Annotated in this window: 15 protein-coding genes and 1 tRNA gene; 13 read left to right on the forward strand and 3 right to left on the reverse strand. The window is 35.9% G+C overall.

Annotated elements, in window-relative coordinates; translation table 11 throughout:
* Positions 1-141 precede the first annotated feature (141 nt).
* On the forward strand, positions 142-1,140 hold the full coding sequence (gene dusB / locus Q4500_RS07860; RefSeq protein ID WP_303599138.1) for a tRNA dihydrouridine synthase DusB: 999 nt from the start codon (positions 142-144) through the stop codon (positions 1,138-1,140).
* Here dusB and Q4500_RS07865 read toward each other — a convergent pair.
* Both Q4500_RS07865 and rbfA read right to left on the reverse strand, forming a co-directional pair.
* The gene (locus Q4500_RS07865; RefSeq protein ID WP_303599139.1) at positions 1,137-2,342 is read right to left on the reverse strand and encodes an ABC transporter permease; all 1,206 of its coding nucleotides are present in this window, start codon (positions 2,340-2,342) and stop codon (positions 1,137-1,139) included. The two genes, dusB and Q4500_RS07865, sit on opposite strands and share 4 nt — an antisense overlap.
* Before the next feature lie 4 nt (positions 2,343-2,346).
* Entirely contained in the window at positions 2,347-2,739 is a 393-nt protein-coding gene (gene rbfA, locus Q4500_RS07870; protein ID WP_027065546.1) for a 30S ribosome-binding factor RbfA, read from the reverse strand.
* A gap of 64 nt (positions 2,740-2,803) precedes the next feature.
* Here rbfA and mce point away from each other — a divergent pair, with 64 nt between their 5' ends.
* From mce to Q4500_RS07925, 11 genes are all read left to right on the forward strand, one after another.
* Complete coding sequence (gene mce, locus Q4500_RS07875) at positions 2,804-3,208, forward strand: methylmalonyl-CoA epimerase (RefSeq protein ID WP_303599140.1); 405 nt, start codon at positions 2,804-2,806, stop codon at positions 3,206-3,208.
* Between the two features lie 345 nt (positions 3,209-3,553).
* A tRNA-Ile gene (locus Q4500_RS07880) sits at positions 3,554-3,627 on the forward strand.
* Positions 3,628-3,808: 181 nt separating this feature from the next.
* A complete protein-coding gene (locus Q4500_RS07885; RefSeq protein WP_303599141.1) occupies positions 3,809-4,228 on the forward strand; it encodes a hypothetical protein in 420 nt (139 codons plus the stop codon).
* Between the two features lie 185 nt (positions 4,229-4,413).
* A complete protein-coding gene (locus Q4500_RS07890; RefSeq protein ID WP_303599142.1) occupies positions 4,414-7,029 on the forward strand; it encodes a M14 metallopeptidase family protein in 2,616 nt (871 codons plus the stop codon).
* A 474-nt stretch (positions 7,030-7,503) separates the two neighbouring features.
* On the forward strand, positions 7,504-7,680 hold the full coding sequence (locus Q4500_RS07895; protein ID WP_303599143.1) for a hypothetical protein: 177 nt from the start codon (positions 7,504-7,506) through the stop codon (positions 7,678-7,680).
* Positions 7,681-7,688: 8 nt separating this feature from the next.
* Positions 7,689-7,958: a hypothetical protein gene (locus tag Q4500_RS07900; protein WP_303599144.1), complete on the forward strand. Its 270-nt coding sequence runs from the start codon at positions 7,689-7,691 to the stop codon at positions 7,956-7,958.
* 40 nt (positions 7,959-7,998) lie between these two features.
* Positions 7,999-8,235, forward strand: a complete 237-nt coding sequence (locus Q4500_RS07905) for a hypothetical protein (RefSeq protein ID WP_303599145.1) — start codon at positions 7,999-8,001, stop codon at positions 8,233-8,235.
* Positions 8,236-8,277: 42 nt separating this feature from the next.
* Positions 8,278-8,556 (forward strand): hypothetical protein, encoded by a 279-nt coding sequence (locus tag Q4500_RS07910; RefSeq protein ID WP_303599146.1) that lies wholly within the window; start codon positions 8,278-8,280, stop codon positions 8,554-8,556.
* An 11-nt stretch (positions 8,557-8,567) separates the two neighbouring features.
* A complete protein-coding gene (locus Q4500_RS07915; RefSeq protein WP_303599147.1) occupies positions 8,568-9,206 on the forward strand; it encodes a CPBP family intramembrane glutamic endopeptidase in 639 nt (212 codons plus the stop codon).
* A 310-nt stretch (positions 9,207-9,516) separates the two neighbouring features.
* On the forward strand, positions 9,517-9,705 hold the full coding sequence (locus Q4500_RS07920) for a hypothetical protein (RefSeq protein ID WP_303599148.1): 189 nt from the start codon (positions 9,517-9,519) through the stop codon (positions 9,703-9,705).
* Positions 9,706-9,836: 131 nt separating this feature from the next.
* The gene (locus tag Q4500_RS07925) at positions 9,837-10,412 is read left to right on the forward strand and encodes a TlpA disulfide reductase family protein (RefSeq protein ID WP_303599149.1); all 576 of its coding nucleotides are present in this window, start codon (positions 9,837-9,839) and stop codon (positions 10,410-10,412) included.
* Here the strand turns inward: Q4500_RS07925 and Q4500_RS07930 are convergent.
* Complete coding sequence (locus Q4500_RS07930; protein WP_303599150.1) at positions 10,400-11,461, reverse strand: phosphotransferase enzyme family protein; 1,062 nt, start codon at positions 11,459-11,461, stop codon at positions 10,400-10,402. The genes Q4500_RS07925 and Q4500_RS07930 overlap by 13 nt on opposite strands.
* Before the next feature lie 183 nt (positions 11,462-11,644).
* Here Q4500_RS07930 and Q4500_RS07935 point away from each other — a divergent pair, with 183 nt between their 5' ends.
* Entirely contained in the window at positions 11,645-12,199 is a 555-nt protein-coding gene (locus tag Q4500_RS07935; protein ID WP_303599151.1) for a hypothetical protein, read from the forward strand.

The raw sequence follows: 12,199 nt of genomic DNA on the forward strand, positions 1-12,199 counted from the left end.
TAACTAATTTACACCCTTTCTACAAACATGTATTTCAGACCTCAGCAATCCACTTCAAAAAGGCACAATTTATACAAAAATGGTTGTAATGACCTTCCCGTATTTTTATATAACTTTGCAACCCAAAATTAAAATACGCCAGTGCCCAAAATAGGAGACATACAACTGCCTGATTTCCCGTTGCTTTTAGCACCGATGGAAGATGTGAGCGACCCGCCATTTCGCGCCCTTTGTAAAGAGCAAGGTGCCGATGTGGTATACACAGAATTCATTTCTTCGGAAGGATTAATTCGTGATGCCGCAAAGAGCGTCATGAAATTAGATATTTATGAAAAGGAGCGCCCAGTAGGTATTCAAATATTTGGTGCTAACTTAGAGAGTATGCTGCAGTCTGTAGAGATTGTAGAAAAATCTAAACCAGATATCATTGATATTAATTTTGGTTGCCCAGTAAAAAAAGTAGTCTCTAAAGGAGCTGGGGCTGGTATATTGAAGGATATAGATTTAATGGTCTCTTTGACCAAGGCAATGGTAGAACATAGCAGCTTGCCTATTACCGTGAAAACAAGATTGGGTTGGGACGATGATTCTATAAGAATTGTTGAGGTTGCAGAGCGATTACAAGATGTAGGTTGTGCAGCAATTTCAATTCATGGTAGAACCCGCGCACAAATGTATAAGGGAAATGCCGATTGGAACCCAATTAGAGACGTCAAGAACAATCCTAGAATGCATATACCTGTATTTGGTAATGGTGATGTAGATTCGCCGGAAACAGCCATGAAAATGCGTGATGAATACGGATTAGATGGCGCCATGATAGGCCGTGCAAGTATTGGATACCCTTGGATATTTAGAGAGATAAAACACTTCTTTGAAACGGGTACTCATTTAGATCCACCAACGATGGAAGAACGCGTAGAAGCTGCACGTCGTCATTTACAGATGTCTATAGACTGGAAAGGTGAAATATTAGGTGTTTTTGAAACCCGTAGACATTATACCAACTATTTCAAGGGAATTCCTAATTTTAAGGAGTATCGCATGAAGATGGTGACTAGTGATGATTCTGCATCAGTATTCGCAGCTTTTGATGAGGTATTAGAGAAGTTTGGGGACCATAAGTTTACTACGGTCTAAAGATCAACCAATTTTTTATTGATACGGCTACTTGCAATTTTAGATGCAATGATACCTAGTACAATAATTGTAGCAAGAACAATAGCAATATTGATGAATTCAAATTTTACAGGATAAGCCAACGACGGCGTAATCTTCAACCAGCTAAAAGTAAGTTGCGACCATACGATTAGCACACCGATTAAGACACCAATGAAGCCGCCAAAACCTGTTACCAATATACCCTGAACAAAGTAAATTCTGCGTAATTCTTTAATAGTTGTACCAAGACTGTATAGTGTTTTTGAATTCTGTTGTTTGTCTAAAATCATCATAATAATAGCACCAACAACATTAAAAAGCGCAATGATAAGTACCAAGGTAAAGATGAGGTATGTAGCAACATTTTCAGTATTCAGCATTTTATACAACGTACTGTTCAGTTGTTGTCTGTTTTTTAATTGAACACCAGCACCAAGAATAGACTGAATTTCTGAACGTACAGCACTAGGTTCAATACCTTCATCCATTTTAAAGTTGATTCCAGATACAGTAAGTGAGTCTTTTTCAAGTAAAGCTTGCGTCAAACGTAAATCTGCAAAAACGTATTTATTATCTAAATCTGCCTCAACGGCATATACACCACCAATAACCATGGGTAGTTGATTGTAGAGCGATGAAATACTTTGTTGTGAAATAGATCCTTTACCGGGTTTAAAAGCATAAATCTGCATAGGGCTACGAAACTGGTTGATGGTAACGCCTAAAATATTGGCAATGCCCAAACCAGATACAACCTGTGTATCGTTAATTGTCCAGTCACCGATATAGAGCGTGCTATCTACCCCAGTTACTTTGGTATAGTTGCTGTCTACACCTTTTATGTAAGCAATATGGTTTTTGCCTCGGTGTTCAAGAGAGACTTTTTCTTCTAGTTCTTTAGCGTAAAATGCGAGTCCGTCAACTGCTTGTAAACGTTGTTCTTGTTCTGGGGATAGTGTAAATATCTTTCCGGTTGCTGGTAAAGCCTTTAATTGAGGATCGAAAGATTCGGTAAACGAAAGGCTAAAGGTTTTTAATCCGGCGAAAGCCGAAAGCACAATAAAAAGTGCTGCAGAGCCAATAACTATAACTAAAAAGGTGATAAAATTAATGATGTTGACCGCGTTCTGTGTGCTTTTAGAACGCACATACCTTTTAGCTATATAGAGAGGAAAATTCAATCGATCAGGACTTTTTACGTTTAGGTAACAAATCTCTATTTTCTATTGGGTTCTCTTCGCGTTTTAACGACTTCTCAATATTCTCAATATAATCTAAGGAATCATCTAGGTAAAAAAGTAACTCGGGCACTCTACGTAATTGGTTACGTGTACGTTGAGAAAGCTCATGTTTAATAAGCGGTTGGTTCGACTTAATACCTTCCATTAATTCACCTGCTTTATCGTTTGGAAAAATACTTAAGTAAATTTTCGCGATAGATAAATCGGTAGTTACAGCAACTTTAGACACTGATATTAGGGTATTACGTAGTCCGCCATCAATGGCAGCCTTTTGTAGAATATCTACAATATCTTTCTGAATGACCCCAGCTATTTTACGTTGTCTTTGCGTTTCCATACTGCAAAAATACATAGAAATTGTATCTTAACCCCTATATGATGTACACTGAAGCAAATAAGGCATGAAAAAGATTGAACATTTAGGTATAGCGGTGAAGAACATGGAAGATTCTAATGCGCTTTTTGAGAAATTATTGGGTGTTGCTCCCTATAAACAAGAAGAAGTAGCGTCTGAAGGCGTAATGACTTCTTTCTTTCAAAACGGACCTAATAAGATAGAGCTTTTGGCAGCCACAGAACCAGACGGACCCATTGCCAAATTCTTAGAAAAAAAAGGTGAGGGCATACATCATGTTGCATTTGAAGTAGAAGATATCGTTGCAGAAATGAAACGGCTAAAGAAAGAGGGCTTCACTTTATTGAATGAAAAACCCAAAAAAGGAGCTGATAACAAGCTAGTAGCCTTCGTTCACCCAAAGACTGCAAATGGAGTGTTGGTAGAGTTGTGTCAAGAAATTAGAGAGTAAAGATTCACTTTATTTAATTTTTCGAACGAGAATGGTTCTCGATACAAAATTCTGAAAATAGAATTTCACTCGAACTGTCATAGGTGCTTAAGTTTGCTGAAATAATGTTGAGATGTCATACTGAGCGCAGTCGAATTGCCTAGTGGGTTAGTACGTTTCTCTTGGGCATTTAACAATTGCTAGTTTAATCCAAATAAACTAATCCACGAACTATGCATAAAAATCTTGTGTCGATTAAAAATAAGTAGTAATATTGCATCCGCAATTTGCGGGTTTTGTAATGCAGCTGGTATGAGCACCAGTCTTACTGATTTTAAACAGAATACGTATTTCAAAATTATAACCGGTCCTATAGCTCAGCTGGTTAGAGCACCTGACTCATAATCAGGTGGTCCCTGGTTCGAGTCCAGGTGGGACCACATATAACCTCTCAAAACATCAGTTTTTGAGAGGTTTTTTTATTTTAGAGTTATACCGCTTTACACTATTCAATAATTAACAAGTTCTATGTTAAGTTATTTCATGAATATTTATATACAAGTATTGAAAACCATTTGATTAATTTTATAGTGTACATTAAAATTGAGTTTGAAAGTAAATATGAAAAAAGCTGAAGCCATAGTACAACTACTTTATTATACTGAAGAGAATGACTTAGTAGTAAATTGTCCGCAGTTGGGTATAATTGGAGTATCAGAGGATTTACCTGAAATCAAAAATTTAAGCAAAGACGTTGTTTTGTCAATTTTTGAGGGTAAGCTTAATCAGCGCATTTCGCGATTTAAAAGTAAGACTGAATTTATAGAGAACTTATTTTTAAATGAATATTGGGAAATTATTGGAGATGATTTTAAAATTAAGCCTTTGGATTATTTCATTGAGAAATATTCATATTTAGAGAATACTTTGGCAATTGAAAATATAAAGATAATCAAGTACAAATTTGAATATTCTACCGAAACTATTGAACAATTAGAAAACTTATTTAAAGAAGTTAATCGAATGATAAGAGAAGAGTAAAATAAATGATATCTACAATTAAGTAGACATCATTTATTTAAAACCAACCACCAATTTCTCAACAACACCCCCATCAGATTACGCAATCAGAAATTAACATTTCTTTTAACACAATCTTTCTTAGTTAGATTTACCCAACTCTGTTCTATTTCTTAATTTACTAGTTCAAACAAACTAATTCGAAAATGACCACAAAAAACTCTAAGTACAAGGCGGCGTTGCTGACCTTTGTACTAGCCATTTCGTGCATATCTGTGACGATGGCGCAAACCGTACCTTCACCAGAAGATGTCTACGGTTTTAAGGTAGGTACCGACTACAAATTGGCAGACTACAGCCAAATTGAAGATTACCTTTCTCAACTAGATGCATCTTCCGAGCGTGTAAAAAAAGTAGAGATTGGGTCTACCGTACTAGGTAGAAAAATGTATATCTTATTCATCTCTAGCGAAGAGAATCTTAAAGATTTAGACAAGTGGAAAGACATTAGCACCAAACTTGCACGAGTACAAGTTTCTAATGATGAAGCCATGAAATTGTCTGAAGAAGGTAAAGCTGTGGTTTGGATTGATGGCGGTATGCACTCTACTGAATTGGCGCATGGGCAAATGACTTCTGAATTTGCATATACTTTGGCTACTTCTGAAACTACAGAAATAAAGAAAATTAGAGAGAATGTTATTACGATATTGATGCCTGTAATGAATCCTGATGGGCTGGATATTGTTGTAGACTGGTACAAGAAGAACTTAGGTACTGCTTATGAAACATCAAGACCTCCAATTTTGTATCACTACTACATGGGGCACGATAATAACCGTGACTGGTTCATGAATACCATGCCAGAGACGTATAATGTTACGAAGATATTGTACAATGAGTGGTATCCGCAGATTGTGTATAACCACCATCAATCTTCTCCATCTTGGACAAAAATATCATTACCACCATATGCAGATCCAGTAAACCCAAGAATTCACCCAGCAATTACTGCAGGTGTTAGTGAGGTTGGTTCAGCAATGACTAAAAGATTTTCACTTGAGAATATGCCAGGTGCTATTGCCGATAATTTTTATACTATGTTCTGGAACGGTGGTGGGCGTACTGTGCCTTACTACCATAATATGATCGGTATTTTAACAGAAGTTGGTCATACTTCTCCAACACCAAGATTTTATGATCCAGAGAAATTACCTAAAACTGTTGCTGGTGGTACACCGACGGATGGTACAGATATTATGTACCCTGATCCATGGAAAGGTGGTGAGTCTCACTTTCGAGATGCGGTAGATTATATGTTGACCGCTACCTGGGCAACCTTAGATTTGGCTGCCGATCGTAAGAGTAATTATTTATATAACATTTACAAAATGGGAGCTTCGGCAATCGAGAAGTCGAAAGAAGAAGGTCCGTTTGCATACGTAATCGGTAAAGATCAATGGGATGCTTTCGAGTCTGTAAACTTGGTAAATGTGTTGCTTAAAGGTGGAATCGAAATAGAAAAAACCACTAAAAGCGTTGAAATCAACGGTAAGAAATACGAGAAAGGTGCCTATGTAATTTACACGGCACAAGCGTTTAGACCGTATTTGATGGATCTTTTAGAGAAACAAAATTACCCAACACGTTTTCAATACCCAGGTGGACCACCAGATACTCCTTATGATTTAGCAGGTTGGACACTACCAATGCAAATGGGGATCACTGTAGATAAAATAGCAGAACCTTTTGAGGTAGCTACAGAAAAGGTGTTGGATTCAGCTACATATTATGAAGGTGAAGTAAAAGGGAATGCTTCTTACGGGTATTTGTTAAGCGCCAACAGTAATGCATCGGTTATAGTAACTAATAAAGTATTAAAAGCAGGTGGGACGGCTTATAAAACAAAAGCATCCTTCAAATCAGGAAAAACAACATATCCGGCAGGTGCTTATATTGTTTCTGGCGGTAGTGCGTCTGTAGAAGATTTGGCTACGGAATATGGCTTAGAAGTAATAGGATTATCCGCAGAACCAAAAATAGAACTAACTAAAGTGCATGCGCCAAAAGTTGGCTTGTATAAATCATGGGTTGCTAATATGGATGAAGGATGGACTCGCTTTATAATGGATGAATATTCGTTCGAAACAGATACGCTTCATGATACTGACATTCAAACAAAAGATTTATCCCAGTATGATGTATTAATCATACCATCGCAACGACCAAAGTCCATATTACATGGTAATTCTCCTTTAAAAATGCCAGAGAAATTTACAGGTGGTATTGGTCTAGAAGGATCGCTAGCACTGAGTAATTATGTTAAAAATGGCGGTACATTATTGGCTTTCGATGAAGCTAGTAACTATGTAATAGAGCAATTTGGTTTGCCGTTGAAAGATGCTACCGAAGGTACGGATAGCAATGAATTCTTTATTCCCGGGTCATTAATAAAAACGGGAATTGACACCACACATCCGTTAGCATTTGGTATGCAAGACACGGTAGCGGTTTCATTTAATAAGAGTCGTGCTTTTGTTATTGATAAGCAATCTAAAAAAGGAGAAGGTGGTACAGAAGAGATTAAAGATGCGCCGGTGCCAGAAGTTGAGGTTATTGCCAATTATGCAGAGAAAGATTTATTAATGAGCGGTTGGGCAATGGGCGAGAAAAAATACATTGCTAAAAAGCCAGCTATGGTAAAAGCGACTTACGGCAAAGGATCAGTTGTGTTATTTGCATTTAGACCACAATTTAGAGCGCAACCAAGAGGAACGTATAAACTTATATTCAACTCCATTTTTGAAGGAGCGGCAGAATAATGTATTTGAAAAATACTAACCGATGTTAAAACTTAGAAAATTGATATTTTTTGAATGATAAAAAGCAGCCTTAAAAGGCTGCTTTCTTGGTTTTTAGGTAATATTTATGCTATTTGGTCCAATTAAATTTAAAAAACTGATTTCTGTATTTACTAATAAAATATTAAATTGAGGCAGCCCTTAATACTAGTATACTAAAGTTCCCCCAGAATCTATTAGTGTAGCTATTTATTATTGGGCTTTTTTTGTTGATGTCCGTTCGAGACAAGACTTCTTACACTCCAATTACCTCATTCAAGTAAAAACCAAAAACTCATTTTCAACAAAATCTATTATATAGACAGTGTAGCAGCGAAAATTCTAAAAATTCAATTAACTTTAAAAGGTATATGCCTTGGAGGTGTATTTTACCGCACAGAATTCAAAGAATAATCTTAAATTAGGCAAACACTTAATAAAATGCATTTGTAAATAATGGCAAAAATTGAAATAAAAGGTTCCCCCGAAGAGCTTGAAAGAGTAGCCACTTTCTTGGCAAACAACAACATAAAATTTAATGTCGTCAATGATTACGGTAATCATTCTCTAGAAGATTTAGATAAGTATGCCCATCTTATAAACAAGTTCTCAGCTGCTGTTCCAGAAAAATAAGTGATACTATGAAAGGCTTACAAGAAATAAAATCTGAAATTGACCAGTTAGTTGGTACTAACGGCAAAACAGAACTAGAGGTAGTAGACGCTCTTCACAAATATTACTTCAACAAAGCCGTAACGGCAGAGATAAAACTGTACAAGAAGAAAAAGAAGAAGGTAGCTCAAATAACCAAAGACCTTAAAATTAGTCACCGTAGGTTCTACAAAATTTTGGAAGACAAAAAGGTAGAATTCACCAAATACAATAAGTCCAAGGAAGAAGTGGAAGAGTAGATTTTCTTTTGGCAGATCCATTCGCTATAATTAATAAAAAATGAGAGTTATAAAGTACATGCAAGTATTTCTTATTTCTACTTGGATGTCTCAAGCTGCCTATTCTCAAAAAGTAGTAGTAAAAACTCAGACACAAATTACAGTCAATATTGAATGCAATGACGATGGTTGTTTTGGTAGTTATTATGGCAAAGAATTTATAGATGGTTCAGATGTAGCTCATCAGTTCTCTAACAGCATGTCAGGTAAAGTAGGGGATAAATTAAAGGAATTCTAGTCTAAAGATAAATACGTAAAAGTAGATTTTGAGAATATAGAGATGTCTACTAAGGGCATGGGTTCTGGTATGGTGAGGTATGAGCTGAAAATTCCGTTTGTTACGGTGGCTACAAAATGTGATGCCTATACATCTTTTGATCATGTTGGTGGCTGGAATCATACACCATCTTTACCCAGAAGAAAGAAGGAATTAAGTTCTCTTTTAATGCCTGGCGAGTCTTTAGATATCAGTAAGCTAAAAACGACCACTGAAGGACTACAGGAATATTGGATTCAATGGAAGAACAAGACTACACAACATAACTGTAACCTAAACTAAAAATATATGCTATGGCATTTCAGAAAAGAGAGCTAGTAATTGTATCGCCTTTTTTGATAATTGCCGTGAATTTTGCTGTTGCTTTTGGCTTCGGTGAATTTATGGGAAAATGGGCATTTATACCCATGATTCTTATAGGTTGGGTTCTTTGGTTGTTCTTTATTGTTAAATACGGAGGAAAAGAATCGATTACCAATTGGTTAAAGAAAGCTAAAGGAGCTTTAGGTTGGAAATTGGTAGCGGTATTGGTCGGATTGATTCCGTTACCCCTTTTTCTAATGCACTACCAATTGTTAAATCATTGGACCATTTGGTTACCTTGGATTCTACTTGCAGTATTTAATCCCTTTATTGAAGAGTTTTACTGGCGCGGACTATTGTTAGATTACACCAAAAAGTGGTCTAATTGGTCTTCTGTGTTGTTTACGGGAATACTATTTGCAATTAATCATGCAGCATTCGGAGTCAATTCTGTAGTCAATAGCGGATTTGAATTGGTTATTTCTACCTTGATCATGGGTATCGTTTGGGCATGGGTTTATAAAAAGACAAACAGCTTACGTTGGACAATATTTTCTCACTTTTTAGTGGATTTTCTTGGCGTTTCAGCAGCAGCTTTCTTAGATTTATATGAGAAAGGAAACTGGTGATAAAATTTTAATTTAACGTATATGAATCAAGAATCACTCTCTAAATTAAGTAACGAAGAACTACTAAAAAAGCATACAGCAGCAAAAACTATGGTGTGGCTTTTGGCGATAGGTTTAACTGGAGTTTAACTCTTTTTTATCTATGTTTCTATTCAAGATGGATTTACTCCGTTATTGGTAGTTCCGTTAGCGTTATCAGCAATTATACCCTTAAATGTAAAGAATATGAATGCGCTGAAAAAGGAGTTAGATTCCAGAAAATAAGCGTTAAGTTTTCAGGCAATTAATTAGGAAAATAACATTAAATATTATGAGAAAAACACTGTCAATTATTGGAATGATATTAGCTTTAATAACCATCGCATACAGCTTTTGGGGTATGGGAGATACAGGACGATTCTTCGGTTATGAAATGGATATTTGGATGTATCGATTAATTTGGTTTGCTTTATTTGGAGTGATTTTGAATGGATATTTAAAGGAGCGAAAGAATTCATAATCACACTATAAGTTGAACAATATTACTTTTTATAGGCTGTATGATACATTAAAGCGGTAAAATAGTGTTGTTTTGTTTGTGAAATTAAAATTTCCGTAAACAATCACCAAGTATTTCGACTCACACATCACATGAAAAAGCGAAAATTTAAAATCAGTGATATCATTTTTGTCGTGTTCATTTTGTTGTTGATAATTCCACAGACAAGAACACCAATTCAGGTAGCCGTCAATAAGCTGAAAGTAGCAATTTGGTCACCCAGTATTGAAGATGAAGAAGACCAAGATCAAGTAACTCCATTTCAATATGCAGTAACTAATTTACAAGGCGATACCGAGAGTATTTCTGTAGGTAAAGGCAAGGTTACTTTTATCAGTTATTGGGCAACTTGGTGTCCGTCTTGTATTGCAGAATTACCAGGAATTCAAGATTTGTATAAAGACTACGGAGACAAAGTCAATTTTATATTATTAACCCAAGAAGAGCCAGATAAAGTACAGCGGTTTATTGATAAAAAAGAATATGAATTACCTATCTATTTTCCGCAAATGCAAGCTCCAGAAGTGTTACAAGAAAATAGCATCCCCACTAATTATGTCATTGATGCTACAGGAAAAATCATCATAAAAGAAACAGGTGCCGCAGATTGGAACAGTAAAAAAATACGCAATCTGTTAGATGATTTAGTTTTAAATTATTCTGAATAGATAAGTTGTTTTTTAATACAAGCCGCCATAAAATCTTTTTTGGTTAACGCTTTTTCCGCAAAATCAAAAAGGCTTAAGCAACGGTCTAAGTTCTGATTCTCGTACATTACTTTGAAATACTTATTATTGTTCAGGTAGTCGGTCAATGCACGTAAACCATGAATAAATGGCATAAAAACGGCACCTAAGGGTAAGCTGTCTTTATCTTCAGTCGTTAAAAATGAACTATTAACAGCTAAGCCATCAACAAAAGCTTTAAACAATGATTCATCAAAGTTTATCAATTCGTGGTTCTGCTCATCTTCAGGTGCATTGTTAACTACAGTTCTAATGGCATCACCAAAATCATAGAAGAAATAGCCTTTCATAATAGTATCAAGATCAATAAGGCACAATGCTTTTTTTGTCGATTTAGAGAATAAGATATTATTAAGCTTGGTGTCATTATGGCAAATTCTAGTGGGTAAATTACTAGTATTTAAATATTGAAGCTCTTTAAGAAGTGACTGTGCCTTTTTAATGGCGCCGTCGGCAATTTCTATTTTTTGCGTATCAGCATTCTGCAGTGCTTCTTGAAACTCTAGAGTTCTAAAAGCTAGATTATGAAACTTGGGTAGGGTATCATTAAATAATGCCGTATCTGAATATTGCAAGAGCTGATGAAACTTGCCAATAATGCGTCCCGCTTCAAAGGCAGTTGAGGTTTCGGTTGTTGTATTATAGGTGGTACTATTAGGTATGTAGGTCATCATCCTCCAGAAATCATCCTCCAGAATTAAATGATTAGTTCCAGCAATTGTATTCAGAAAAGTAATTTGGCTATAATAGTCTGCTTTAAGGGCAGGTAAAGCAAATTGAATATTATCCATCAGAATACCAGCATTTTTAAACACCTGTGTATTTATCTTTTGAAGTATATATTGTTGGTCATCATCCTCCGTAACCAAGTACGTGTCATTAATAAGTCCGCTAGTCAAGGGTGTCCATTGCAAAGAACTTCCATTAAGGTTGAATTCAGAAAGTATTTTTCGGATGGATTCTTTAGTCATGTTTTAGCGCTACGATTCATTGGTTAAAGGTATTGAAACTTAGGCATTTTTTTGAGCAATGGTTATGAGAGCATTAAAGCCTAATTAATAAGAATTTTCTTTATTTTATGCCGTTGGCCTAATAATAATACGATTTGTAAAATAATGCAGTTAGTATCATAACCTATCAAATTTCCCCCAAATATGATTACGCTTAAAACCTACCTAAAAGTTACAGTACTGTTTTTAACATCAACGTATGTTCATGCCCAATGTGAAGTTTTTAAAAGTGAAATTAGCGATGTACAGCAGTACATGTCGCAATTTAGTCAGCTCTCAGATTCATTGAGTACCGCTGTTGAGATTGCTTCTTTTGACGCCTCTATAAGTACGGCGCGAAAAAATACTAAAACAGCAATGCTATTAATGGGACAGGCAGTTAATGCTACCGATGAAGCTGTAATTTTAGCTTCAGAAGCGCAATACGATTCTCAAATATGTGGTTTAGAAGACGCCATGAGCTATACTATCGATGCCGAAAGACATACTATAGATTCTCGCGATTTTTCAACCGAAGCTTATGAGAATGTAAAAAATGCGGCAAAGGCAAACAACTTAGGTAACTTACAGTTTTACATGCGTAAAGCGCAAAGGCTTATGCGAGATGCACAAGAGTCTGCAGATTCAGCAGTATATGCAGCAGACAATGCGCATTATAGCTGTAGCCATGACGTTGCCCATCTTAGTTTTGAAAACTAG

This window comes from Maribacter sp. 1_MG-2023 (assembly GCF_030547005.1).
Taxonomy (GTDB): domain Bacteria; phylum Bacteroidota; class Bacteroidia; order Flavobacteriales; family Flavobacteriaceae; genus Maribacter.